Origin of the sequence: Nocardiopsis sediminis, assembly GCF_042650565.1 — a bacterium.
In the GTDB taxonomy this organism is placed as follows: domain Bacteria; phylum Actinomycetota; class Actinomycetes; order Streptosporangiales; family Streptosporangiaceae; genus Nocardiopsis_B; species Nocardiopsis_B sediminis.
Genome location: NZ_JBHSBH010000007.1, coordinates 315638 through 340444, shown reverse-complemented (window position 1 = coordinate 340444; position 24807 = coordinate 315638). Strand labels below are relative to the sequence as shown.

At 71.8% G+C, this 24807-nt stretch carries 20 protein-coding genes; 17 read left to right on the top strand and 3 right to left on the bottom strand.

Annotated elements, in window-relative coordinates; translation table 11 throughout:
* Window positions 1-91: 91 nt before the first annotated feature.
* Window positions 92-1285 carry a glycoside hydrolase family 64 protein gene (locus ACFOVU_RS10560; RefSeq protein WP_378532324.1) on the bottom strand — a complete coding sequence of 398 codons (1194 nt, stop codon included), beginning with the start codon at window positions 1283-1285 and terminating at the stop codon, window positions 92-94.
* Window positions 1286-1703: 418 nt separating this feature from the next.
* Between ACFOVU_RS10560 and ACFOVU_RS10555 the strand changes: the two genes are divergently transcribed.
* From ACFOVU_RS10555 to ACFOVU_RS10535, 5 genes are all read left to right on the top strand, one after another.
* Window positions 1704-1907 carry a ubiquitin-like protein Pup gene (locus ACFOVU_RS10555; protein WP_378532323.1) on the top strand — a complete coding sequence of 68 codons (204 nt, stop codon included), beginning with the start codon at window positions 1704-1706 and terminating at the stop codon, window positions 1905-1907.
* 244 nt (window positions 1908-2151) lie between these two features.
* A complete protein-coding gene (gene prcB, locus ACFOVU_RS10550; protein ID WP_378532321.1) occupies window positions 2152-3000 on the top strand; it encodes a proteasome subunit beta in 849 nt (282 codons plus the stop codon).
* A gap of 44 nt (window positions 3001-3044) precedes the next feature.
* On the top strand, window positions 3045-3773 hold the full coding sequence (prcA, locus tag ACFOVU_RS10545) for a proteasome subunit alpha (RefSeq protein ID WP_378532819.1): 729 nt from the start codon (window positions 3045-3047) through the stop codon (window positions 3771-3773).
* Window positions 3774-3954: 181 nt separating this feature from the next.
* Window positions 3955-5313, top strand: a complete 1359-nt coding sequence (gene pafA, locus ACFOVU_RS10540) for a Pup--protein ligase (RefSeq protein WP_378532318.1) — start codon at window positions 3955-3957, stop codon at window positions 5311-5313.
* A 107-nt stretch (window positions 5314-5420) separates the two neighbouring features.
* Entirely contained in the window at window positions 5421-6458 is a 1038-nt protein-coding gene (locus ACFOVU_RS10535; protein WP_378532316.1) for an FKBP-type peptidyl-prolyl cis-trans isomerase, read from the top strand.
* Between the two features lie 19 nt (window positions 6459-6477).
* Here the strand turns inward: ACFOVU_RS10535 and ACFOVU_RS10530 are convergent, their stop codons facing one another.
* Window positions 6478-7560: a DUF3866 family protein gene (locus ACFOVU_RS10530; protein ID WP_378532314.1), complete on the bottom strand. Its 1083-nt coding sequence runs from the start codon at window positions 7558-7560 to the stop codon at window positions 6478-6480.
* 71 nt (window positions 7561-7631) lie between these two features.
* Between ACFOVU_RS10530 and ACFOVU_RS10525 the strand changes: the two genes are divergently transcribed.
* The 11 genes from ACFOVU_RS10525 to ACFOVU_RS10475 all read left to right on the top strand — a co-directional run bounded on the left by ACFOVU_RS10525 (window position 7632) and on the right by ACFOVU_RS10475 (window position 21311).
* Window positions 7632-9641 carry a helix-turn-helix transcriptional regulator gene (locus tag ACFOVU_RS10525; protein WP_378532313.1) on the top strand — a complete coding sequence of 670 codons (2010 nt, stop codon included), beginning with the start codon at window positions 7632-7634 and terminating at the stop codon, window positions 9639-9641.
* 100 nt (window positions 9642-9741) lie between these two features.
* A complete protein-coding gene (locus ACFOVU_RS10520; RefSeq protein ID WP_378532311.1) occupies window positions 9742-9930 on the top strand; it encodes a hypothetical protein in 189 nt (62 codons plus the stop codon).
* Window positions 9931-9993: 63 nt separating this feature from the next.
* Window positions 9994-10335 carry a Sec-independent protein translocase subunit TatA gene (gene tatA, locus ACFOVU_RS10515; protein WP_378532310.1) on the top strand — a complete coding sequence of 114 codons (342 nt, stop codon included), beginning with the start codon at window positions 9994-9996 and terminating at the stop codon, window positions 10333-10335.
* 201 nt (window positions 10336-10536) lie between these two features.
* Window positions 10537-11349 carry a twin-arginine translocase subunit TatC gene (gene tatC / locus ACFOVU_RS10510; RefSeq protein ID WP_378532818.1) on the top strand — a complete coding sequence of 271 codons (813 nt, stop codon included), beginning with the start codon at window positions 10537-10539 and terminating at the stop codon, window positions 11347-11349.
* Between the two features lie 83 nt (window positions 11350-11432).
* Entirely contained in the window at window positions 11433-11819 is a 387-nt protein-coding gene (locus tag ACFOVU_RS10505; protein ID WP_378532308.1) for a DUF397 domain-containing protein, read from the top strand.
* Window positions 11820-11931: 112 nt separating this feature from the next.
* Window positions 11932-14784, top strand: coding sequence for a DEAD/DEAH box helicase (locus tag ACFOVU_RS10500; RefSeq protein ID WP_378532307.1), 2853 nt, complete (start codon window positions 11932-11934; stop codon window positions 14782-14784).
* Between the two features lie 260 nt (window positions 14785-15044).
* A complete protein-coding gene (locus ACFOVU_RS10495) occupies window positions 15045-16217 on the top strand; it encodes an acyl-CoA dehydrogenase family protein (RefSeq protein WP_378532305.1) in 1173 nt (390 codons plus the stop codon).
* 256 nt (window positions 16218-16473) lie between these two features.
* Window positions 16474-17709, top strand: coding sequence for an ABC transporter ATP-binding protein (locus tag ACFOVU_RS10490; RefSeq protein ID WP_378532303.1), 1236 nt, complete (start codon window positions 16474-16476; stop codon window positions 17707-17709).
* A 25-nt stretch (window positions 17710-17734) separates the two neighbouring features.
* Window positions 17735-19009, top strand: coding sequence for an ABC transporter substrate-binding protein (locus tag ACFOVU_RS10485; RefSeq protein WP_378532817.1), 1275 nt, complete (start codon window positions 17735-17737; stop codon window positions 19007-19009).
* A 14-nt stretch (window positions 19010-19023) separates the two neighbouring features.
* On the top strand, window positions 19024-20400 hold the full coding sequence (locus ACFOVU_RS10480) for an ABC transporter permease (RefSeq protein WP_378532301.1): 1377 nt from the start codon (window positions 19024-19026) through the stop codon (window positions 20398-20400).
* Window positions 20397-21311 (top strand): carbohydrate ABC transporter permease, encoded by a 915-nt coding sequence (locus tag ACFOVU_RS10475; RefSeq protein ID WP_378532299.1) that lies wholly within the window; start codon window positions 20397-20399, stop codon window positions 21309-21311. Before ACFOVU_RS10480 ends, ACFOVU_RS10475 begins: the two co-directional genes overlap by 4 nt.
* A gap of 92 nt (window positions 21312-21403) precedes the next feature.
* Here the strand turns inward: ACFOVU_RS10475 and ACFOVU_RS10470 are convergent, their stop codons facing one another.
* Window positions 21404-22636 (bottom strand): ABC transporter ATP-binding protein, encoded by a 1233-nt coding sequence (locus ACFOVU_RS10470; RefSeq protein ID WP_378532297.1) that lies wholly within the window; start codon window positions 22634-22636, stop codon window positions 21404-21406.
* Window positions 22637-23276: 640 nt separating this feature from the next.
* Between ACFOVU_RS10470 and lnt the strand changes: the two genes are divergently transcribed.
* Window positions 23277-24807: apolipoprotein N-acyltransferase (lnt, locus tag ACFOVU_RS10465; RefSeq protein WP_378532816.1), on the top strand; the 1531-nt coding region annotated here is incomplete at its 3' end.

Here is a 24807-nt window from a genome sequence, read left to right as displayed (position 1 = left end):
CGCCGGTGAGCCGGCCGTAACGGCGTACCGCCCGCGCGGAAGGCCCCGCGGCCCCTTCCGCGCGGGCGGTGGTCTGCGCCCGACCCGTCGGCTAGAACGGGTCCAGCGTGATGGTGAACGACTGGGGCGCGTGGTCCTGGATGTAGGACGCGAACCCGCCGACGTCGTCGAACGCGAACCCGTAGGCGCGCCCGTCCTCGGCGAACTCGTGCATCACGCGGGCGTAGTGGTTGGCGATGTCGCCGGTGTAGAACCCGGCGGGGTCGTCGGTGGGCTGGTCGGCGGAGTCCAGCAGGGTGGCGCGGTTGAGCGCCGCCCCCAGGATCGCCGCCACCGGGCCCAGGGCGCCGTCGTTGGGGGCGGCCAGTGCGCCGTCGCAGAACAGCACGTCGCGGGTGGTGGGCTTGGCGATGGGGGAGAACCCGCCGTCGAAGACGAGCTGGTCCGACCCGTCGACCCGGCCGATGAAGGTGCCCTCGTTGGTGGTGACGCTCAGGTCGGTGGAGGCGTAGCGCGCCCAGACCTCGTCGATGTAGCCGGCGAAGTAGGAGTCGGAGAACAGCCCCTGGTCCAGGCCGTGCCCGGGGGCGATGATCCGGGTGCCGTCGCCGACCACGAGCGGGGAGTAGTCGGGGAGGGCGGCGACCGCCTCGAAGATGGCGTCGCGTCCGCCCTCGACGAGGGCGCCGGTGCTCTGGTCCTGCTCGCCGGTGAGCCGGATGGCGATCGGCACGCTGAACTGGTCCACCGTGGTGGTGTTGCAGTACATGCCGTCGTCCTGGTGGGTGAACTCCACCGTGTCGTGCAGGACACCGAAGTTGGGGTCGGACTCCACCCACCCGGCGGGGTAGGCGAGGGCGGGGCTGCCGTCGCCGGCCTCAACGACCTTGAACCGCAGCTTGTCGCCGAGGGCGAAGTAGATGCGCCCCGACATCGGTGAGGGCAGTGTGAGGCTGGTGTCGCCCGAGTCGGACAGGGGCAGGGCGTAGTCGGTGTAGCCGTCGTCGGTGTTGTCCGATGCCTGGACGGGGACCATGGCCCCGTCGGCGTTCACGTGCACCTGCTGGCCGGTGCCGAGGTCGGTGCCGACGATGTAGACGCGGACGTCGCCGTTGTTGAAGGATCCGCTGTTGTTGACGATGGTCACCGGCAGGGCGGCGGCCGCGCCGGATACGGGGGCGGCGGTGGCGGTGGTGGAGGTGCGGGGGAGGGCGATGGCCGCTCCCGCACCTCCGGCGATCGCGGTGGCGCCGAGCCCGCCCATGAAGCTGCGTCTGCTGATCACGCCGTGCGACTCCTTTCGGTGGGGGTGCGCCGTGGTCTGCACGCACCGGGGACGGCCAATCTGGCTGGCCCTCCGGCGGAGCGTCAAGGGCCGCTCACTGCGGGTTGGGGTGCGCTGCGGGTCAGGGACGCCGTCACCACTGGAAACAAACTTTACTAGTGACGCAGATCACAACATTGGCGACGAGAGCGCTCTCTCTACGCAGAGTGATCGCCCCGGCGGGGCCGGGCGCCGCCGGAGCGGGCGCGCGGGCGGCCCTCGCGGCAGCGGGGGAATCGCCGCCGGGTCTTCCGTGTTCGCACGGGTGTACGGGGCCTTTGCGGGGTAACGTGCACACAACAGGCGCCGCGATCAAGGTTGAGGCGGCTCTGCTTGGGCCAAGATAAGGGCGAGAGCTCCGATCGAGGAGGTTGCTTCCATGGCGACGAAGGACACCGGAGGCCAGCAGCAGGCCAACCGCCGCGACGACGAGGCCGACGAGGTCGAAGCCAGCGCCGATGTGCGGGAACGCAACGAGAAGCTGGACGAGGACGTCGACGACATCCTGGACGAGATCGACGAGGTGCTCGAGAGCAACAGCGAGGACTTCGTGCGCCAGTTCGTGCAGAAGGGCGGCGAGTAGGGGCCGGCCCAGGGGAGGCGCCCGCCGGGCGGGCCCGGCGCGCGGCGCCGGCCGCGGGGCCCCGCGCCGCTGCGCGGCCCGCTCCCGGCGCGGGCTCCCGGGATTCGCTCACAGCGGAGCCCGGCCAGGTGAGTACACCTTCGTCTTCTTTGATCAGTAGGGTCATCGGTACCTGGTAAGAGAACAACCTTTCGCGCCCCGCCCGCCCCCTTCGATGGGCGGGGCGCCACCCGAAGGGAGTCGCGTGTCCCAAGCGTTCGACGGCGGTGGACGGCTGCCCGCCGCGTTCATGAATGCCGCAACCTCCTCTTTCAGCGAGTTCCTGGGCGAGGTCAGCCCTGAGCTGCTGCCGGGGCGGACGGAGATTCCGCAGGGCGTCGCCTCCTCGCACCTCACTCCCGAGGCCACGACCATCGTCGCGCTGACCTACCCCGGAGGGGTCGTCCTGGCGGGCGACCGCCGCGCCACCTCCGGCAACGTCATCGCCAACCGCGACATGGACAAGCTGTTCCGGACCGACGAGTTCTCCGCCGTGGCCATCGCCGGAGCCGCCGGCATCGGCATCGAGCTCGCCAAGCTGTTCCAGGTCGAGCTGGAGCACTACGAGAAGATGGAGGGGCGCCCGCTGTCCCTCGAGGGCAAGGCCAACAAGCTCGCCACCATGATCCGCGGCAACCTCGCCATGGCCCTCCAGGGGTTCGTGGTGGTGCCGCTGCTCGTCGGCTTCGACCAGACACGCGAACTGGGCCGGATCTTCAGCTACGACCCCGTGGGCGGGCGCTACGAGGAGCACCGCTTCCACTCCATCGGCTCCGGATCGGTCTACGCCCGCGGATCGCTCAAGAAGCTCTTCACCGAGGACCTGTCCCAGGAGGACGCCGCGCTCGTCGCCGTCCAGGCCCTCTACGACGCCGCCGAGGACGACTCCGCCACCGGCGGACCCGACCTGCACCGCAAGATCTTCCCGCTCATCGATGTGATCACCGAGGACGGCCACCGCCGACTGCCGGCCGAGGACGTCGAACGGCTGGCCCGGACCGTGGTCGAGGGCCGCGCCGACCGGCCCGACGGCCCGACCGCACCGCTGCACTGACGCCCACGCCCGACGACTTCAGTAAGGAACGATCCGCGGTGTCGATGCCGTTCTACGTGTCCCCCGAACAGAGCATGAAGGACAAGGCGGACTACGCGCGCAAGGGGATCGCGCGCGGCCGCAGCGCCGTCGTCCTCCAGTACGAAGGCGGCATCCTGTTCGTCGCCGACAACATGTCCCGCACGCTGCACAAGATCAGCGAACTTTACGACCGCATCGCCTTCGCCGCGGTCGGCCGCTACAACGAGTTCGACAACCTGCGGACCATGGGCGTGCGCTTCGCCGACGTGCGCGGCTACGCCTACGACCGCAGCGACGTCAACGGCCGGATGCTCGCCAACCTCTACGCCCAGACGCTGGGCACCGTGTTCAGCGAGAGCAACAAGCCCTGGGAGGTCGAGGTCGTCGTCGCCGAGGTCGGCGACACCGCCGCGACCGACGAGATCTACCGCATCACCTTCGACGGCTCGGTCGTCGACAAGCACGGCTTCCTCGCCATGGGCGGCTCCGCCGACCGCGTGGCGACGGCCCTCCAAGAGCGGTTCGACGCCGACGCCCCGCTGGACCGCGCCCTGGCGACCGCCATGCACGCGCTCGCCCACGAGAACGGCGAGCAGCGCGACCTGGAGGCCGCGAGCATGGAGGTCGCGGTCCTCGAACGCGCCCGCGGCGAGCACCGCAAGTTCCGCCGCATCCAGGGCGACCGGCTCAACCGTCTCGTCGAGCAGGCGAACGGCTCCACGGACGGCGGTGACTCCGACGCCGATTCCTGAAGCGGCCCGGCCGTACACCGGTCCCCGGGCCGCCGGGCGAGGCGGGGCGCACCCCGCCGGTTCCGGCGGCCCCGCCGCGTTTCCCATGCGCTCGCGGAGCCGAAGAATAGGGTGGAGTCGTTGCGGTGCCGCGGCGTGGGCCGACGGCCGCGACCCATGGACGCAGAACGGGTGAGGCCACATGGAACGACGGATCTTCGGCCTGGAGAACGAGTACGGCGTCACCTGCACATTCCGGGGGCAGCGCAGGCTGTCGCCGGATGAGGTGGCCCGCTACCTGTTCCGGCGCGTGGTGTCGTGGGGGCGCAGCAGCAACGTCTTCCTGCGCAACGGCGCCCGCCTCTACCTCGACGTGGGCAGCCACCCCGAGTACGCCACCCCCGAATGCGACAGCCTGCTCGACCTCGTCGCCCACGACAAGGCCGGTGAGCGCATCCTGGAGGGCCTCCAGGTCGACGCCGAGCAGCGGCTGCACGAAGAGGGCATCGCCGGCGAGATCTACCTGTTCAAGAACAACACCGACTCCGCAGGCAACTCCTACGGCTGCCACGAGAACTATCTGGTGGGTCGGCACGGCGAATTCGGCCGCCTCGCCGACATCCTGATCCCCTTCCTGGTCACGCGGCAGATCATCTGCGGCGCCGGCAAGGTCCTCCAGACCCCCCGCGGCGCCCTGTTCTGCGTCAGCCAGCGCGCCGAGCACATCTGGGAGGGCGTCTCCTCGGCCACCACGCGCTCGCGGCCCATCATCAACACCCGCGACGAGCCCCACGCCGACGCCGAGCGCTTCCGGCGGCTGCACGTCATCGTGGGCGACTCCAACATGAGCGAGGTCACCACCCTGCTCAAGCTGGCCTCCACCGACCTCGTGCTGCGGATGATCGAGACCGGCGTCGTCATGCGCGACTACACCCTCGAGAACCCCATCCGCGCCATCCGCGAGGTCAGCCACGACATGACCGGCCGGCGCAAGGTGCGGCTGGCCAACGGGCGCGAGGCCAGCGCGCTGGAGATCCAGCGCGAGTACCTGGAGAAGGTCCAGTCCTACGTCGACCGCAACGGCACCGACGCCACCGGCAAGCGCGTCCTGGAGCTGTGGGCGCGCACCCTGGAGGCGGTCGAGACCCAGAACCTCGACCTGGTGGCGGGCGAGATCGACTGGGTCGCCAAGTACAAGCTGCTGGAGCGCTACCGCGCCAAGCACGGGCTGTCGCTGTCGTCGCCCCGTATCGCCCAGCTCGACCTCACCTACCACGACATCCACCGCGACCGCGGCCTGTTCTACCTGCTCCAGCGCAAGGGCCGGATGGAGCGGCTGGTCGGCGACCTCCAGATCTTCGAGGCCAAGTCCGTGCCACCCCAGACCACCCGGGCCCGGCTGCGCGGCGAGTTCATCCGCAAGGCCCAGGAGAAGCGCCGCGACTTCACCGTCGACTGGGTCCACCTCAAGCTCAACGACCAGGCCCAGCGCACCGTCCTGTGCAAGGACCCCTTCAAGGCGGTCGACGAGCGCGTGGAGAAGCTCATCGCCGGCATGTGACCGCCCGCGAGGGCGCGGCACTCTTACGTCGTTCTCACCCGGAAGCGGCAGGATGGTCCTTTCGATAGTGTGTCGGGGACCTGAGCCGGATATTGAGGTTGTGACCTATGCGACGTCGTGCCGCCGCCCTCGCGGTGCCGTTCTCCGCCGTTCTGCTGGCGGTGACCAGCTGCGGGGCGATCCCGGAGGACTGGCGAACCCCCGCCTTCATGCGCTCCGACGAGCCGGAGCTCGACGAGCGCCTGCCCACTGTCACCGGTGAGGTGGGCGAGGAGCCCAACGTCGAGTTCCCCGACATCGCCCCGCCCGGCGAGCAGCTCTCGGGGGTCGTCCACCGCGGCGGCGACGGCGAGGGCGCCCTCGTGCGCTCCGACGACATGATCGTCGCCGACATCGTCGACTACCAGTGGACCGGCGAGGGCGAAGCCGAGAAGACCAACTCCACCTACGAGACCGGCACCCCCGTCCTGCTCGAGCTCGCGCAGATGAACGAGGACCTCACCGCCAGCCTCGCCGACCAGCCCCTGGGCAGCCGGGTCGTGTTCGTCTTCCCCGCCCAGGACCCGGCCGAGGCCGCCTCCATGGGCCAGCCCTCGCCCGCGCCCGGCGACTCGGTGTCGGTCCTGGACATCCGCGAGCGCTTCGGCCGCGGCGACATCGTCGACGGCGAGCAGACCACCGACGGCGGCGAGGACGGCCTGCCCACGGCCCCCGATGCCGGGCACGACCGCCCCGCGATCTCCATCCCCGAGGACACCGACCCGCCCAGCGACCTCGAGAGCGTCCAGCTCATCGAGGGCGACGGCCCCGAGGTCGAGGCCGAGCAGCAGCTCGTCGTCCAGTACACCGGCGTCACCTGGAACGACGGCGAGGTGTTCGACTCCACCTGGGACCGTGGCGGCGCCCCCGCCACCTTCCCCATCGGCGCCGGCCAGGTCATCGAGGGCTGGGACGAGGGCCTGGTCGGACAGAAGGTCGGCAGCCGGGTCATGCTGGTCATCCCCGAGGACCTCGCCTACGGCGACGCGGCGGCGGAGTCCGGTTCGCCCGAGGGCACGCTCGTCTTCGTCGTGGACATCCTGGGCGCCGTCGACGCCCCGCCGGCCCCCGAGGAGGGTGCCTCCCCGTCGCCCGAGGCGGGGTAGCCCCCGGCCGGCTCCGCGGTCACAGCAGGGCGGCGGCGTGCCGCCCTGCCGCCGCCGCGGCCAGGAAGTAGGCGCGGTCGTCGGCGAAGGGCCGGCCCATCGTCGACAGCCGCAGCGGCAGGTCCGCCAGCGCCGCTTCCAGGCCGTCGGTGTCCACCTCGACCAGCCGGTGGCGGGCGCCCAGCGCGGCCGCCTGCTTGCGCACGCGCTCGCCGAACGCCCCGGGCAGCACGGGCACGACCACGTCGGCCGGGGCCAGCGCCACCTTCCCGTAGGCGGTCAGGCTGTGGTGGGAGACGCCCCGGTGGCGCTCGCGCCGGTCGGCCTCGCTGACCCGTAGACAGGCCACCGGGCGCCCGCCCAGCACGGCCGCGGCGTTGACCGCCTCGCCCGCCGCGACCCCGGAGAACCCCCACGCCGTCCCCGTGCCCAGGTTCCCGGGCCCCTGCGTGACCACCGCGATGTCGGCGCCGGTCACCAGCCGCGCCGCCAGCAGCCCGGTGTGCACGGTCACCGCCTCCAGGTCGCCGCCGAAGGCCTGGCCGGTGGTGATGGTGGCGGCCAGGAGCCCGGCGTCGGTGAGCGCGGGGACCGCGCGCGAGAACGCCGCGGGCAGCGCCGCCCCGTCGAGCATCACGTAGGCGGCGCGCGTGCCGGGCCGCGCCGAGGCGATCCCGGCGAGCACCGCGGGCAGCGCCGAGTGCAGATCGGCGACGACCACCGGCATGGCCCCGATGTCGTCGGCGTCGCGCAGCACGCCGTGGTGCGGTGAGTCCTGCTCGTCGGCGCCCAGGACGGTGGCCTGCAACGGGGTGTAGCGGGCCTTCACCAGATGTCCGGGGCCGTCGGCGTCGCCGGGCGGGCGGTCGGGCAGCGCCACCACCATGGCGTAGCCGCCGGTGCCCAGCCCCATGTCCAGGGCGGTGGTGTTGAGCAGCACCCGGTCGCCCGGAGCGGGCATCCCGACCAGGCCGGTGTAGGCCAGGGCCCGGCAGGTGCGCCCGGGGGCGCCGGGAGGGTCGGCCACCACCACGTCGAGCTCGGCCGCTCCCCGCCACTCGCGGACGACCCCGCGCACATGTGCTGACCGCCATCTGATCACGTGAGGCACGGTACCGTCATGCCTGAAGCAGGCGCGGTGACGGCGCGCGGAGAGGCGGAGGGAAGCGGCCCATGTCGCAGAAGAAGACCGAACGGCAGCTCAACCTGGTGATCTGCCTTCTGGCGACGCGCCGATTCCTCACGGCGCGCGAGATCCGCGCGACCGTCGCCGGCTACGACGAGGCCGACAGTGATGCCGCGTTCAAGCGCATGTTCGAGCGCGACAAGCGCGAACTGCGCGACAGCGGCATCCCCATCGAGACCGGCGGCGGCGACCTCTGGAACGACGAAGAGGGCTACCGGATCTCCCGCGCCGACTACGAATTGCCCGAGATCGAGCTCAAGGCCGACGAGGCCGCGGTGCTGGGCCTGGCCGCCCGCGCCTGGCGGCACGCGGCCCTGGGCGAGGCCGCGGCCAACGCGGTCATGAAGCTGCGCGCCGCCGGGGTGCCGGTCGACTCCGACGCCGCCCCCGGCATCACCCCCGTGCTGGGGACCGACGAGCCGGCGTTCCTGCCCATGTGGCAGGCGGTGCGCGACCGCCGCCCGGTCGAGTTCGACTACCGCAAGCCCGGCGCCGGGGTGGGCCGGCGGCGGCTGGAGCCCTGGGGCGTGGTCAACGTGCAGGGCCGCTGGTATGCGGCCGGCTACGACCGCGATCGCGGCGCCCGGCGGGTGTTCCGGCTGGGCCGTATCGTCGGCGCCGTCCGGGTGGTCTCCGCCGGGCCGGCGTTCGAGGTGCCCGAGGGTGTGGACGTGCGCTCGGTGGTGCGCGCCCAGCCCGCCGAGCCCGAGCGGGTGGCGCGGCTGCGGGTGCGCGCCGACTCCGCCCACGAGCTGCGCCGGGGCGCGCTGCGGATCGCCACCGGCTCCTTCGAGCCGGGCCGGGGCCGCTGGGACGTGGTCGACCTGCCCTACAGCGACGTCGCCGACCTGGTGGGGGCCGTCGCCCGGTTCGGCGACCGGGTGCTCATCGAGGCGCCGGAGGAGGCCCGCGGGGCCCTCGTCGCGCACCTGTCGTCGGTCGCCGGGCAGGTGCCCGACGCCGATGAGGCGGCGGCGCAGGAGGCCGAGGGCGCCGAGCCGGTGGCCGAGGGGCGGCGGGCGTCGGCGTCGTCGGAGCAGCTGCGCCGGCTGCTGATGCTCGTCCCCTACGCGCTCAGCCACGACGTGCGGGTGCCCGAGGTGGCGGCGCACTTCGGGCTCTCGGAGCGCCAGGTGCTCAAGGACCTGGGCCTGCTGTGGATGTGCGGGCTGCCGGGCTACACCCCGGGCGACCTCATCGACGTCGACCTGGAGGCCGCTGAGGCCACCGGGGAGATCATCATCGGCAACGCCGACACCCTGGCGCTGCCGCTGCGGCTCACCGCCGATGAGGCCGCCAGCCTCATCGTGGGCGTGGACCTGCTGGGCGGGCTGCCGGGGGTGGCCGACAGCGACGCGCTCAAGCGGGTGGGGGAGAAGCTGCGCTCGGCGGCGGGCCGGGCCGTCGACCGGCTGGCCGACGCGGTCGAGGTGCGCATCGACCTCAGCGAGGAGGTGCGCGAGGTGCAGCGCCGCTGCGACGCGGCGCTGCGCTCGGGCCAGCTCGTGCACCTGCGCTACCTGTCCGGCTACGTCGACGAGGTCACCGAGCGCGACGTCGACCCCATGGGCCTGGTCGTGCAGGACGGCCAGCCCTTCCTGGAGGGGTGGTGCCGGCTGCGCGGCGCCGTGCGGCTGTTCCGGCTCGACCGCGTCCTGGACCTGACCGTGCTGCCCGAGGCCGCCGAGGTGCCCGTCCAGGCCCGGCGGCGCGACCTCAAGGGCGGGGTGCTCCAGCGCTCGGCCGACGATGCCCGGGTGACCCTGGAGCTCGACGCCTCCGAGCGGTGGGTGACCGAGGAGTACGTGTGCTCCTCGGTGCGCGACCTGCCCGACGGCCGGCTGCGCGCGACCCTGCGCACCCCGGCGCCGGCGTGGGTGCGCAGGCTGGCCCTGCGCCTGGGCCCGCGGGCCCGCGTGGTGGCCCCTTTGGAGATCGCCGAGCGGGTGCGCGAGGACGCCCGGCGGGCGCTGGCGGCCTACGAGGGCGGCGCATAGTATGGCGGTCGGATGTCCGGTTCGTCCGGGCACCCCGTGGGACCTGCTCGTTCACCCTCGGTCCATCTCCGGTCCCACAACGACGCAGTAAGGTGGGAATGTGGTCGCGATCGCCGTACTCGGCACCGTCACCCTCGTCGGACTCGCCGTTCTGATCCTGCTCGCGGTCCGGATGTCGACGGAACTCCACCGCCTGCGGGAGCAGATCGCGCGGACCCGGCGCGAGGTCGAGCCGGCTTACCTGAGGCTGCGTGCGACGCAGGCCCGCGGGCGCGCCGACGCCCGCTGAACCGCCTGCGGGCGGGGGAGTACCATCAAGGGCGCAGAGCGCCGTCGAGAGAGGTAGCACAAGATGGGTTTCGGACCGCGTGAGCTTCTTATCCTGTTGCTCATCGCCCTCGTGCTGTTCGGGGCGAAGAAACTGCCGGACCTGGCCCGGTCGATCGGTCGCAGCGCCCGGATCCTGAAGGCCGAGACCAAGGGCCTCTCCGACGAGGAGCAGGAGGCGCAGAACAACCAGCAGCAGGCGCAGGCCCAGCAGCAGGCCCCCGCGCCCCAGGCGGCGCCGCAGCCGCCGTACGACCCGCAGGCGCAGTACAACGCCCAGCAGCAGCCCGGCTACCCGGAGCTGCCCGCCGGCCAGCGGATCGTCAACGAGAACGGCGAGACCGTCCGGCGCGGGCCGACCGCCTGACCGGTCACGGACGGCTTTGAACGGCTGAACGGCTGAACACGGTCCCTGGGAACGGGGACGGCGGGGCCCGGTGCGGCCCCGGGCAGGACGTCGGCGCCGCCGTCGGGCGGGCGCCGCGAATCGGTGCGGGTCGGGTGCGAGGAGTGTAGGCGGACGATGCAGGTGCGACGGCAGCGGGAGGCCAAGGACCCCGAAGGCCGCATGCCGCTGATGGACCATCTGCGCGAACTGCGCAACCGGGTCGTCTTTGCGCTGCTGTTCATCGCGGCCGGATGCGTGGTCGGCTTCCTCGTCTTCGACCCGGTGTGGGACTTCCTCCAGCGGCCCTACTGCGAGGTGCCGCAGGTGCAGGAGACCGGCTCCTGCGAGCTGATCTTCACCGGCATCTTCGACGCGTTCTTCCTGAACTTCAAGGTCGCCGCGATCGTCGGCATTCTCGTCTCCAGCCCCTTCTGGCTCTACCAGCTGTGGGCGTTCGTCGCCCCGGCGCTGCGGGGGCGCGAGAAGCGCTACACCTACTACTTCATCGGCGCCGCGGTCCCGCTGTTCCTCTCCGGCGCGGGCCTGGCGTACTACATCACCGGCCTGGCGATGGAGGTGCTCTTCGGGTTCGGCACCGAAGGCATGGTCCAGATGATCGACATCACCAGCTACCTGAACTACATGATCACCATGATCCTGGTGTTCGGGGTCGCGTTCGTGGTGCCGCTGATCGTGGTGCTGCTGAATCTCATGGGCGTGCTCTCGCACGCGGTGCTGGCCAAGTGGCGGCGGCTGATCATCTTCGTCATCTTCGTCATCGCCGCGGTGGTCACCCCGGCCGAGCCGATCTCGATGCTGGCCCTGGCCATCCCGCTGGTCCTGCTCTACGAGGTCGCCGAGCTGATCTGCTACCTCAACGACCGCCGCAAGGGCCGCGAAGACCCCTACGCCGGGCTCGACGACGACGAGATGTCGGCCCTCGACGACGCCGATGCCGACGATGACGTCCCGGGCCTGCCTCCGAAGCGCTAAGGTCGTCCGCGGACCCGGGGTGGCGGTGGCGCCGCCGCCCCCGGCAGCGCCGTATCCACCGATGGCCAAAGGAGCATCCGACCGTGCAGAACCCGTCCGCCGACCAGCCCAAGCGCGAACTGCCGCCGGAGGCGCAGGGCAACGAGAAGTGGCACGACACCACCGACGCCGTGTGGAAGCGGTCGTCGCTGTCCTCTGAGGAGTCCGACGCCATCGTCGAGGTCGCCAAGTTCGACGACGGGTTCCGCGCGGTCCGCGACGGCAAGAACCCCGAGAAGGGCATCCTCTTCTTCACCCCGGCGGAGTGGGAGGCGTTCGTGCTCGGCGCCAAGGACGGCGAGTTCGACATCCCCGAGGAGTACCTCACCCCCGAGGAGGCGGCCATCCAGCGCGGCGAGGTCCCGGTGACCGCGGTCCCCGCGCCCGGCACCGACACCGAGGACCCCGACCCCGGCCACGGGGCCAAGTAGCGCCGCAGCGGCGGGGCGGGCGCACGCCGGTGGCGGCGCCCGCAGGTGAATCCCGCCTGGACACGGCCGCGGGGTGCGCGCCGGTCACCATCACGGCCTAGGCTTGTTCGATATGAGTACGCACGCCGCCCGCTACGCCGAGTTCCGCCGGCGCCAGGCCGAGTCCAGCGCGACGATCGAGGAGTTCCAGGGCCTCTACGGCTTCGAGTTCGACCCCTTCCAGATCCGCGCCTGCAAGGCGCTGGAGTCGGGTGACGGTGTGCTGGTGGCGGCCCCCACGGGGTCGGGCAAGACCGTGGTGGGGGAGTTCGCGGTGCACCTCGCCCTGCGCGGCGGTGCCAAATGCTTTTACACCACCCCCATCAAGGCGCTGTCCAACCAGAAGTACACCGACCTCGTCCGCCGCTACGGCGCCGAGAAGGTCGGCCTGCTCACCGGCGACAACAGCGTCAACGGCGAGGCGCCCGTGGTGGTGATGACCACCGAGGTGCTGCGGAACATGCTGTACGCGTCCTCGCACACCCTCGCGGGCCTGGCCTATGTGGTGATGGACGAGGTGCACTACCTCGCCGACCGGTTCCGCGGGGCGGTGTGGGAGGAGGTGATCATCCACCTTCCCGAGTCGGTGCGCATGGTCGCGCTCTCGGCCACCGTCAGCAACGCCGAGGAGTTCGGCGACTGGTTGCAGCAGGTCCGCGGCGACACCGCGGTCATCGTCGACGAGACCCGCCCGGTGCCGCTGTGGCAGCACGTGATGGCGGGCAAGCGGCTGCACGACCTCTTCGTCGCCGTGGAGGAGCCGGCCGAGGGCGCCGAGGAGGGCGAGGGGCGGGGCGGCAAGCGGTCGCGCAAGCGCGACCGCCGCGAGGGCCGCGACGGCACCAAGCCGGTGGAGATGGTCGTCAGCGGCGAGCGGCTCCAGGTCAACCCGCGGCTGATCCGCCTGGCCCAGGAGGACGACCGCGTCACCCAGCTCGCGCACCGGCGCCGCCACCCCCAGACCCGGTCGCGCAGCGCCCCGCGCCCCCGCTCCAAGTTCGCCCCGCCCAGCCGGGTGCAGATCATCGACGAGCTGGACCGCGAGGGCCTGCTGCCCGCGATCACCTTCATCTTCAGCCGGGCGGGCTGCGACGACGCCGTGCGCCAGTGCGTGCAGGCGGGGCTGGTGCTGACCACCGACCCCGAGGCCGACGAGATCCGCGCCTACGCCGAGCGGCAGTGCGCCGACATCCCGCCGGCCGACCTCGCCGTCCTGGGCTACCACGAGTGGCTGCGCGCCCTGGAGCGGGGCGTGGCCGCCCACCACGCCGGGCTGCTGCCGGCGTTCAAGGAGGTCGTCGAGACCCTGTTCTCGCGCGGGCTGATCCGCGCGGTCTTCGCCACCGAGACCCTGGCGCTGGGCATCAACATGCCCGCGCGCAGCGTGGTGATCGAGAAGCTCGACAAGTGGAACGGCGAGACCCACGCCGCCCTTACCCCGGGCGAGTACACCCAGCTCACGGGGCGGGCCGGGCGGCGCGGCATCGACGTCGAGGGCCACGCGGTGGTGATCTGGCAGCCCGGCACCGACCCGCAGGCGGTCGCGGGCCTGGCCAGCACCCGGACCTACCCGTTGAACTCCAGCTTCCAGCCGTCCTACAACATGGCGGTCAACCTCGTGGGCCAGGTGGGCCGCGAGCGCAGCCGGAACATGTTGGAGTCGTCCTTCGCCCAGTTCCAGGCCGACCGTGCGGTGGTGGGGCTGGTACGCCAGCTGCGCAAGCACGAGGAGGCCCTGGAGGGCTACGCTGAGGCTGCCCAGTGCCACATGGGCGACTTCATGGAGTACGCGGGGCTGCGGCGGCGGCTGAGCGACCTGGAGGCCCAGGCGTCCAAGGGGCGCAGTGCGCGCCGCCGCGACGAAGCCGTGCGCAGCCTGGAGCGGCTGCGCCCCGGCGACATCATCCGGGTGCCCTCCGGGCGCCACACCGGGTTCGCGGTGGTGCTGGAGCCGGGAGTGCGCGGCGACGTCCCGGCGCCGCTGGTGCTGACCGCCTCGCGGCAGGTCAAGCGGGTCAACGCCGCCGACTTCCCGGTGCCGGTGGAGCCCGCTGGGCGGCTGCGCATCCCCAAGAACTTCTCGGCGCGTTCCGCGCAGTCGCGGCGGGACCTGGCGTCGTCGCTGCACAACAAGTTGCAGGAGACCGGCGGCGAGGCCCCGCGCTCGGACCGCCGGGGCGGGGGCGGCGACGGCGAGGACCCCGAGATCCGCAGTGTCCGCCGCGAGCTGCGCGCCCACCCCTGCCACGGCTGCCCCGACCGCGAGGACCACGCGCGCTGGGCCGAGCGCTACTTCCGGCTGGCCAAGGAGACCGAGGGGCTGCGCCGCCGGGTCGAGGGGCGCTCCCACGTCATCGCGCGCACCTTCGACCGGGTCTGCGGGGTGCTCCAGGACCTGGAGTACCTGGACGGCGACACCGTGACCGACGAGGGCCGACGGCTCGCCAAGGTCTACTCCGAGCTGGACCTGCTGGTCGCCGAGTGCCTGCGCCGCGGCCTGTGGGAGGGGCTGGGGCCGGTGGAGCTGGCGGCGTGCGCGGCGTCGCTGGTGTACGAGTCGCGGCGCTCCGACGACGCCTTCCCGCGCGTGCCCGAGGGGCCGATCGGCGACACCCTGGTGGAGATGGAGCGGCTGTGGGGTGAGCTGGGCGAGGTGGAGCGCGACCACCAGGTGTCCTTCCTGCGCCGCCCCGATCTGGGGTTCGTGTGGCTGGCCTACCGCTGGGCGCGCGGCGACCGGCTCGACCGCATCCTGCTGGAGGCCGAGCTGCCCGCGGGCGACTTCGTGCGCACCGCCAAGCAGCTGATCGACATGCTCGGCCAGATCGCCGACGCCGCACCCGGGGACTCCCGGGTGCGCCCCACGGCGCGCAAGTCGGTCGACCTCATCCGCCGGGGCGTGGTCGCCTACACGTCGGTGGCCTGACGCCCGTCTCCGGCGGCCGGTGCCGCCGCGCCTGTGGCCGTCCCCAGGGCGGCCACAGGCGCAGCGGGGATGTCGTGGGGGCGGAGCGGTCCGTGTTTCCGGTGCGGTGCCGGATTCACCTGAGTACACGGGTTCCTGCGTGTCGCCCAGGCATGGACGGCGGTGGGGGTGTGTGTCCGGCGGGTCCGGTAGGGTGCCGTGCGTCACCATGTATGTGGACGACCTACTAAATCCGGCGTCCATGGCGTGAAGGGGATGGCATGGCCGTAGAGCGCACTCTTCCCACCGATGAAGCCGCCGAACTGCTCGGCCTGGCCGGCGACATCGCCGCCAAGGAGCTGGCGCCCCGCGCCGCCGCCGACGAGGAGGCCGCCCGCTTCCCGCGCGACCTGTTCACCCTGCTCGGGCGCTCTGGCCTGCTCGGCCTGCCCTACCCCGTCGACCACGGCGGCGGTGGCCAGCCCTACGAGGTCTACCTCCAGGTCGTCGAGGAGCTGGCCGGCGCCTGGCTGGCCGTGGGGCTGGGGGTGAGCGTGCACACGCTCGCCTGCTTCCCGCTCGCGCACTACGGCGACGACGACCAGCGAGCCGAATACCTGCCCGCCCTGCTCGGCGGCGAGCTCCTGGGCGCCTACTGCCTCTCCGAGGCCCACTCGGGCTCCGACGCCGCCGCCCTGTCGACCACCGCCCGCCCCGATGGCAGCGGCCACCTCATCGACGGCGCCAAGTCGTGGATCACCCACGGCGGCGCCGCCGACTTCTACACCGTCTTCGCCCGCACCGGCGGCCCCGGCTCCGGCGGCCGCGGGATCGGCTGCTTCCACGTGCCCGCCTCGGCCGAGGGGATCAGCGCCGATCCGCCCGAGCGGAAGATGGGGATGGCGGCCTCGCCCACGGCGGTCGTGCGCTTCTCCGGCGTGCGGGCCGGCGCGCGCATCGGGGCCGAGGACCAGGGCTTTCCCATCGCGCTGGCCGCGCTCGACTCCGGGCGCCTGGGGATCGCCGCGTGCGCAGTGGGCGTTGCGCAGGCAGCGCTCGATGTGGCCGTTGCCTACTCCCGTGAACGGACGCAGTTCGCCACGCCGATCGGCGACTTCCAGGGCATCGGCTTCCTGCTCGCCGACATGGCCACCGCCGTGGCCGCGGCCCGCGAACTCTATCTCTCCGCCGCGCGGCTGCGCGACTCCGGGCGGCCCTTCGCCACGCAGGCCGCCATGGCCAAGCTCTATGCCACCGACACCGCCATGAAGGTCACCACCGACGCCGTGCAGGTCCTCGGCGGCAACGGCTACACCCGCGACTTCCCCGCCGAACGGCTGATGCGCGAGGCGAAGGTGTTGCAGATCGTCGAGGGCACCAACCAGATCCAGCGCGTGGTGATCGCCCGCGCCCTGGCCCGCGGTGCCGTTCCGGCGGACCGGGAGGCGACCTGAGAGGCGACCTGAGAGGCGACCTGAGAGCGGCTGGGGCTCCACTACCATACCCCGGGCAAACCGCGGAAAAGCCGACGTCGCAGGCCGTTTAGCGGATACGAGTTCATAACAGGACCCCGCGGTATCTGTCGCCTCGCAACATTCGCTGATACGAAATGTGCATGCGAAGAGTGGTGCATGCCACGTGGCGTGCACCACAGATGTTATGAGTGGAAACGGGCAGGGTGCCCGGCAATGGAGCCGGTGGAGGCGGATCGTGGCGAGAGTCCGGTTGGCGGGGGTCGCTAAGACCTATCCCGATGGCACGAGCGCGGTGAAGGGACTCGACCTCGATATCGCCGACGGCGAGTTCCTCGTCCTCGTGGGCCCCTCGGGGTGCGGCAAGACGACCGCCCTGCGCATGGTCGCGGGGCTGGAGGAGATCAGCGGCGGCACCCTGACCATCGGCGACCGGGTGGTGAACCGCACCCCCTCCCGCGACCGCGACGTCGCCATGGTCTTCCAGAGCTACGCGCTCTACCCGCACCTGTCGGTGCGCGACAACATCGGCTTCGGCCTCCAGCTGCGCAAGGTCGCCAAATCCGAGATCCGCACCCGGGTGGAGGACGCCGCCAAGACCCTCGGCCTGACCGAGCACCTCGACCGCAAGCCGCGCAACCTCTCCGGCGGCCAGCGCCAGCGCGTCGCCATGGGGCGGGCCATCGTCCGCAACCCCCAGGCGTTTCTGATGGACGAGCCGCTGTCCAACCTCGACGCCAAACTCCGCGTGCAGATGCGCGCCGAGATCTCCCGCATCCAGCGCGACCTCGGCGTCACCACCGTCTACGTCACCCACGACCAGGTCGAGGCCATGACCCTGGGCGACCGGGTCGCCGTCATGAAGAAGGGCGTGCTCCAGCAGGTGGCGCCCCCGCAGGAGCTCTACGACCGCCCCGTCAACCTGTTCGTGGCGGGTTTCATCGGCTCGCCCGCGATGAACCTCCTCCAGGGGCGGCTGGAGGCCGACGGCGCCGGCGCCCGGCTCACCCTGGGCGACCAGCACCTGGCGGTCCCCGCCGACCTGTTCGAGGAGCGCCCGCCCCTGCGCGACTACCTCGGGCGCGACGTCGCCGTCGGCATCCGCCCCGAGGACATGGACGACGCCGACCTCGGCACAGCGGCCGACGGCGCCGTCCTCACCTCCACCACCGAACTCGTCGAGGCCCTCGGCTCGGAACTGCTCGTCCACTTCACCCTCGGCGCGGCCCCCGTCGTCACCGAGGACACCAAGGAGCTGGCACGCGACGCAGGCACCGACACCGACCTCGACTCGGGCCGTCGTTCCAGCGGCGTCATCGCCCGCCTCAGCCCCCGGTCCCGCACCGCGATCGGCGCACAGATCCGCGTGCGGGTCGACACCGGGCGGCTGTACTTCTTCGATCCCGTCACGGGAGCTGGGATCTGGGGGGACCCCGCACCCGCACAGCAGCAGAAAGAGGGAACCCATGCCTGACAACCCGCGAAGAGCGCGCGGCGCGATGGCCGTCGCCGCCGCCGGAGCGCTGCTCGCCACCGCGTGCAGCCCCGGTGCCGGGCCGGGCGGCGGCGGAGGCGAGCTGAGCGGTGTCGAACTGCTGGTCGCCGCCAAGTGGACCGGTGTCGAGCAGCAGAACTTCGAAGAGGTCCTGGCCGGGTTCGAGCAGGAGACCGGCGCCACCGTCTCCTACGAGTCCACCGGCGAGGACACCGGCGCCTACCTCGGCCCCAAGCTGGAGGCGAACGAGCCGCCGGACATCGCGATCCTGCCCCAGCCCGGCCTGGTCGCCGAGTACGCCGAGCAGGGCGCGCTGGTGCCCCTGGAGGGCGACGCCGCGACGGTGCTGGAGGAGGACTACACCGACTACTGGCGCGACCTGGGGTCGGTCGACGGCGAGGCCTACGGCATCATGCTGAAGGCCGCCCACAAGTCGATCATCTGGTACCGCCCCGACGCGTTCTCCGACGCCGGGGTCGAGCCCCCCGCCACCTGGGACGACCTGACCGGCACCACGGCGACCACCCTCTCCGACGCCGGCATCACCCCCTTCGCCATGTGCGGCGCCTCGGGCTGGACCCTCACCGACTGGTTCGAGAACGTCTACCTCTCCCACGCTGGCCCGGAGCAGTACGACCAGCTGGCCGCGCACGAGATCCCCTGGACCGACGACTCCGTCGTCGAGACGCTGGAGATCCTGGCCGAGGTCTGGGGCGAGGAGTCCCTGATCAACGGCGGCAGTGACGGCGGGGTGCAGACCGACTTCCCCACCTGCGTCACCGACGTCTACGGCCAGCAGAACGCGGCCATGGTCTTCGAGGGCGACTTCGCCGCCGCCAGCGCCGAAGAGGCGGGCGCGACCGTCGGCGACGACGCCGTGGCCTTCCCCTTCCCCGCGGTGGGCGACGAGCCGCCCCTGGTGGTCGGCGGCGACATCGCCGTCGGGATGAGCGAGGGCGAGGGCGTGCAGGAGCTGCTCGCCTACCTGGCCTCCTCCGAGGCCCAGACCACCTGGGCCGGACTGGGCGGCTACCTGTCGGCCAACTCCGCGGTCACCACCGACGCCTACGAGGACGAGTTCACCCAGCAGCTCGCCCAGACCGTCCTGGACGCCGGCGACTCCGTGCGCTACGACCTCTCCGACCAGGTGCCCAGCGGGTTCGGTGCCACCGAGGGCCGGGGCATGTGGTCGATCCTCCAGGACTACCTGCGCGACTCCTCCGACCCTGAAGCCGCAGCGGAGGAGCTGGAGAACGCGGCATCGGACGCGGATTCCTAGAAGAGTGGATGTCCATGGCGACCACCGGTGAGCCGGAGGCGGTGCCGCTCAGCGGCACCCCCGATCCGGCCGGACCCGGGGACGCCGCCGCTGCCACGGGGTCGGGCCGTCTCGGCCCGCCCTCGTGGCTGGCGCTGGTGTTCCTGCTACCCGCCCTGCTGTTCCTGGGCGCGTACATGCTGTACCCGATCCTGTTCTCCATCTACCGCAGCCTCTGGGACGCCGCCGGCCTGGAGTTCGTCGGCCTCCAGAACTACGTCGACCTGTTCTCCACCCCCTCGACGTTCGTGGCGCTGCGCAACAACGTCATCTGGGTGGTGGTCGCGCCCATCGTGGTGACGGTGGCCGGGCTGCTGTTCGCCGTCCTCACGGAGCGCATCCGCTGGGCCACGGCGTTCAAGCTGATCGTCTTCATGCCGATGGCGATCTCGTTCCTGGCCTCGGGCGTGATCTTCCGCCTGGTCTATGAGCAGGACCCCGATCGCGGACTGGCCAACGCGGTCATCACGACCGTGCAGGACACGATCTCGCCGTCGGCCGCCTTCCCCGATGCGCGGCCCCGGCCCGAGTCCCCGGTGACCGCCGCCGACGGCGGCGGGTTCGAGCTGGGCGAAGAGGTCGCCACCGGCGAGAGCGCGCTCATCCCGCTGGTGGGCGTGCAGGCCGACGATCTGCCCGGCGGCACTGAGCGCGCCGTTGCGGCCGAGCCCGCCGACGGCGCCGTCACCGGGACCGTGTGGCTGGACTTCACCCGCGGCGGCGGGGGCGAAGAGGGCGTGATCGACACGTCGGAGATGGGCCTGCCGGCCATGGAGGTCCAGGCCATCAGCGGCGGCCAGGTCGCCGGCACGACCCTCACCGACCCCGACGGCCGGTTCGCGTTCGACGGCCTGGCCGAGGGCTCCTACACGCTCCGGCTGTCCCCGGCGAACTTCACCGAGCCCTACAACGGCGTCACGTGGCTGGGCCCGACCCTCATCACCCCCGCCATCATCGGCGCCTACCTGTGGGTGTGGGCCGGGTTCGCGATGGTGCTCATCGCGGCCGGGCTGTCGGCGATCCCGCGCGACGCCCTGGAGGCCGCCCGGGTCGACGGCGCAACGGAGTGGCAGGTCTTCCGCCGGGTGACCGTCCCGCTGCTGTCGCCGGTGCTCATGGTCGTGTTCATCACCCTGATGATCTACGTCCTGAAGATCTTCGACCTGGTGTTCATCATCGCCCCCGGATCGGTCCAGCGCGACGCCAACGTGCTGGCCGTGGAGATGTGGCGGGTCTCCTTCGGCGGCGGCAACGACCAAGGCCTGGGCAGCGCCCTCGCGGTCTTCCTGCTGGTGCTGGTCGTTCCCGCGATGATCTTCCAGATCCGACGGTTCCGCCAGGAGAACAAATGACCACCGTTAGTGAAGCCGAGGCCCCGGCGCCGGTCGCCGATGCAGCCGAGGGGGCGCCGCACCGGTCGGTGGCGTCGCGGATCGTCAACCGGCTGGGGTCGGGCGTACTCCAGGTGGTGCTGGTCCTCATCGCGCTGTTCTGGCTGGTGCCCACCCTGGGCCTGTTCATCTCCAGCCTGCGCTCGCCGCAGGACAACGCGGCGTCGGGGTGGTGGGAGGCGCTGGCCCGGCCCTCCCAGATCACGCTGGAGAACTACGCCGGCCTGCTCGACAACGCCGGGTTCGTGTCGTCGTTCTTCAACACGGTGCTGATCACCGTGCCGGCGACCGTGCTGATCGTGGTCATCTCGGCGCTGGCGGCCTACGCGTTCGCGTGGCTGGAGTTCCCCGGGCGCGACTGGCTGTTCCTGGTCGTGGTCGGGCTGCTGGTGGTGCCGCTCCAGGTGGCGCTGGTGCCCGTGGCCCAGATGTACGGCGGGATCGGGATCTACGGCTCGATCGCCGGGGTGGTGCTCTTCCACGTCGGCTACGGGCTGCCGTTCGCGATCTTCCTGCTGCGGAACTTCTTCGCCGGCATCCCGCGCGACCTCTTGGAGGCCGCGCGCATGGACGGCGGCAAGGAGTTCACCATCTTCCGCCGCGTGATCCTGCCGCTGGGCGGGCCCGCGATCGCCTCGCTGGCGATCTTCCAGTTCCTGTGGGTGTGGAACGACCTGCTGGTGGCGCTGGTGTTCGCCGACGCCGCCAACCAGCCCATGACCAAGGCGCTGCAATCCGAGATGCGGCAGTTCGGCGCCAACATCGACGTCATCTCGGCCGGCGCGTTCCTGTCGATGGTGGTGCCGCTGGTGGTGTTCTTCGCGTTCCAGCGGTACTTCGTCCAGGGCGTGATGGCGGGCGCGGTGAAGTAGGCGCCGCCCGCCGGCCGTGCGGTGACACGACGGAAACGGGCCCGGTCCGCCGTTGGGCGGGCCGGGCCCGTTCGCCGTGCCGGGGTACCGGGTCAGGCGGAGGCGGCGGCCGCCGGCTGCTGCTGGCCGATGGCCAGGCCGCTCTCCTTGTCGAAGTAGTGCAGCTGGGTGACGTCGACGGCGAGCTCGATGGTGCCGCCGGGCCGGACCTGGCTGCGCGGGTTGACCCGGGCGGTGAACAGCGAGCGGTCGCCCGACAGCGGGAGCGCGGCATCGGCGTCCTCGCCGTCGCCTGCGGCGTCGGCGGCCAGCGCGGCGGCGTCGTCGTGCTTCACCGGGGGCGCGTTGACACTGAAGATGACGTTGATCTCGGTGCCCAGCTCCTCGGTGACGTCGGCCTTGACCTCCATGGTCGCGGCGCTGTGCGAGGACAGGGCGGCGTCCTCGAAGTCGGAGGGGCGGATACCCAGGATGATCTGCTTGCCCAGGTGGTCGCGCAGACCGGGGCGGGCATCGACGGCCTCGGCCGAGACCGGCAGGGCGTGGTCGGCGAACTTCAGCACCGCGCCCTGGCCGTCCTGCTGGAGTTCGGCGTTGATGAAGTTCATGGCGGGCGAGCCGATGAACCCGGCGACGAACAGGTTGACCGGGTGGTCGAACAGGTTCTTGGGGGTGTCGACCTGCTGGAGCCGGCCGTCGCGCAGCACCGCGACGCGGTCGCCCAGGGTCATGGCCTCGATCTGGTCGTGGGTGACGTAGACCGTGGTGACGCCCAGGCGCTCGTGGAGCTGGTTGAGCGAGGCGCGCATCTGGACGCGCAGCTTGGCGTCGAGGTTGGACAGCGGCTCGTCCATGAGGAACGCCTGCGGTTCGCGGACGATGGCGCGGCCCATGGCGACGCGCTGGCGCTGGCCGCCGGACAGGGCGGCGGGCTTGCGCTTGAGGTAGGGCTCCAGGCCGAGCATGGCGGCGGCGTCGTTGACGCGCTTCTCGATCTCGGGCTTGGCGATCTTGCGCAGCTTGAGGCCGAAGGCGAGGTTCTGCTCGACGGTCATGTGCGGGTAGAGCGCGTAGTTCTGGAAGACCATGGCGATGTCGCGGTCCTTCGGGGGGCGGTCGTTGACGACCTCCTCACCGATCTTGAGGTCGCCGCCGGTGATCTCCTCTAGGCCGGCGATCATCCGCAGAGCGGTGGACTTGCCGCAGCCGGAGGGGCCGACGAGGACCATGAACTCGCCGTCGTTGATCTCCAGATTGAGGTTGTCGACGGCCTTGACACCGCCCGAGTAGACCTTGTCGACGCCGTCGAGGACGATCTTCGCCATGGGGCAACAGCTCCCGTGTCACTGCGCTCGCCCGGGGGCCGGATCGAGCGGGTTCTGCCGAGTGGTGATCGAACTGTATCGATCTGCTCGATTCATCGAACACCAATGGAGCTCTTTCTGTCGAGGGTTCGCACGATTTCGATCTGGTTTCATCCACCATGCGAGACCGGATTTCCGCAGGTGGTGTGGGGCCGGGCGGTCGGACCTGACTGGCATGTGGCCACCGTGTGCGTTAGCCTGGCGGCGAATATCCGGTTCCCCTGAGCCCGGGCCCGCGTATGCGGGCGCGCGCCGAGGTGGTGGCCAACGGGTCCCGACACGAGTCCCGGGGGTTGCGGCACTCGACGGGGAGTCTGGGTAATCTACTGACCAGTCCAGCACTGGACGGACCGGTTGAGCGGTCCGGTTCTTGCCCGAGCGGCCGTCGCACCACGCACCAGGTGCGGCCGGAGGTCGGGGAAGGAGCGGCGCCCGCGACCGGGCGGGGGGTTGGACCCGGAGAAGGCCCGAACATCCAGTAGACAACGGTCTCCGCGCTCGCCGCCGACGAGACGGATCCGGTCCGAAGGGTGGTTTCGGGCCTTTTCCGCGTCCCCCTATATCCCCCATATCGATCGAAAGCGAGCCAGGCGTGAAAGCTGTGGACGCCCAGAGGGCGCAGGGCATCGCCGCCCCAGTGCCCGCCGGCCCGGCACCCACTGGCCCGTCCGCGCCGGTACCGTCGCCGGTCCCCGGCGGCCCCCACATCGCGCTTCGCGCGCTCGCCGCGGCCGCCTCGGGCGCCGCCCAGCTCTTCGCCCTGCCCCCCTACGACCTGTGGTGGCTGGGCCCCCTCAGCGCCGCCCTGCTCGCCTGGGCGCTGCTGGGCACCCGCCCCCGCCGCGCCGCCTGGCTCGGCCTGCTCGCCGGCGCCGCCCTCATGGTCCCGCTGGTGCGCTGGCAGGACGTCTTCGGCGCCGACGTCTGGCTGGCAATCGCCGCCCTCGAGACCGCCTTCTTCATCCCCATGGGCATCGCGATCGCGCTCGCCATGCGGCTGCCGGGCTGGCCGGTGTGGACCGCGGCGGTGTGGGTGCTCCAGGAGGCCGTGCGCGCACGCTTCCCGTGGGGCGGCTTCGCCTGGGGCAAGCTCGCCTTCGCCCAGCCCGACACCCCGTTCTCCGGATACGCGGCGTGGGGCTCCTCGGCGCTGGTGACCTTCATGGTGGCCCTCACGGGAGGCCTGCTGCTGTGGGCGGTGCTGCGCATCGCCCGCGCGCCCCGCGCCGCCCTGCTGCCCGCGGGGGCCGCCGCCGCGGGCGTCGCCGCCGTCCTGGGCGCGGGCATCGCGGTGCCCTCCATCGGCGCACCCACCGTCGACCACACCGCCACCGTCGCCCTGGTGCAGGGCAACGTGCCCGGCATCGGGCAGATGAGCATCCTCGGCGAACGCATGCAGGTGCTGGAGAACCACGTCGACGGCGTCCACGAGCTGGCCGACCAGGTGCGGGCGGGCGAGATCGAGCAGCCCGACCTCGTGGTCCTCCCCGAGAACGCCAGCGACATCGACGCCTACGCCGACCCGCAGGCCGCCGCCATGATCGACGACGCCGCCCGCGACATCGGCGCCCCCCTGCTGTTCGGCATCACCCGCTACAGCGACGACGGCTCCGAGCGCGAGATCCGCTCCGTCGTGTGGGACCCCGAGGACGGGCCCGGCGACCACTACACCAAACGGCAGCTCATCCCCTTCGGGGAGTACATCCCCTACCGCGACCTCCTCACCCCCTACATCGAGCGGCTGGGCCAGATCCCCAGCGACGGCGTGCCCGGCACCGAGCCCGGGGCGCTGGAGCTGGGCGGCACCACCGTCGCCGCGGCCATCTGCTTCGACATCGCCTTCGACCCCCCGATTCGCGAGTCGGTGGCCGAAGGCGGCCAGATCATCGTGGTCCCGACCAACAACGCCAACTACAACTTCACCGGTCAGACCGATCAGCAGCTGGCCATCACGCAGCTGCGCGCGGTCGAGCACGGCCGCCCGGCCGTGGTCGCCGCCACCAGCGGAGTCAGCGCGGTCGTGGCCGCCGACGGATCGGTGCAGTACCGTTCGCCCGAAGCCGAACCCGCGGTCCACGCCGCCGAACTGCCCGCGATGACCGGCCTGACCCCCGCGACCCGGCTGGGCGCGC

Excerpts from the sequence above, each read along its gene's own strand:
- ACFOVU_RS10555 (WP_378532323.1), top strand. The coding sequence starts at position 1,704 with ATGGCGACGAAGGACACCGGAGGCCAGCAGCAGGCCAACCGCCGCGAC.
- prcA (WP_378532819.1), top strand. The coding sequence starts at position 3,045 with ATGCCGTTCTACGTGTCCCCCGAACAGAGCATGAAGGACAAGGCGGAC.
- pafA (WP_378532318.1), top strand. The coding sequence starts at position 3,955 with ATGGAACGACGGATCTTCGGCCTGGAGAACGAGTACGGCGTCACCTGC.
- ACFOVU_RS10535 (WP_378532316.1), top strand. The coding sequence starts at position 5,421 with ATGCGACGTCGTGCCGCCGCCCTCGCGGTGCCGTTCTCCGCCGTTCTG.
- ACFOVU_RS10525 (WP_378532313.1), top strand. The coding sequence starts at position 7,632 with ATGTCGCAGAAGAAGACCGAACGGCAGCTCAACCTGGTGATCTGCCTT.
- tatA (WP_378532310.1), top strand. The coding sequence starts at position 9,994 with ATGGGTTTCGGACCGCGTGAGCTTCTTATCCTGTTGCTCATCGCCCTC.
- tatC (WP_378532818.1), top strand. The coding sequence starts at position 10,537 with ATGCCGCTGATGGACCATCTGCGCGAACTGCGCAACCGGGTCGTCTTT.
- ACFOVU_RS10500 (WP_378532307.1), top strand. The coding sequence starts at position 11,932 with ATGAGTACGCACGCCGCCCGCTACGCCGAGTTCCGCCGGCGCCAGGCC.
- ACFOVU_RS10495 (WP_378532305.1), top strand. The coding sequence starts at position 15,045 with ATGGCCGTAGAGCGCACTCTTCCCACCGATGAAGCCGCCGAACTGCTC.
- ACFOVU_RS10485 (WP_378532817.1), top strand. The coding sequence starts at position 17,735 with ATGGCCGTCGCCGCCGCCGGAGCGCTGCTCGCCACCGCGTGCAGCCCC.
- ACFOVU_RS10480 (WP_378532301.1), top strand. The coding sequence starts at position 19,024 with ATGGCGACCACCGGTGAGCCGGAGGCGGTGCCGCTCAGCGGCACCCCC.
- ACFOVU_RS10475 (WP_378532299.1), top strand. The coding sequence starts at position 20,397 with ATGACCACCGTTAGTGAAGCCGAGGCCCCGGCGCCGGTCGCCGATGCA.
- ACFOVU_RS10470 (WP_378532297.1), bottom strand. The coding sequence starts at position 22,636 with ATGGCGAAGATCGTCCTCGACGGCGTCGACAAGGTCTACTCGGGCGGT.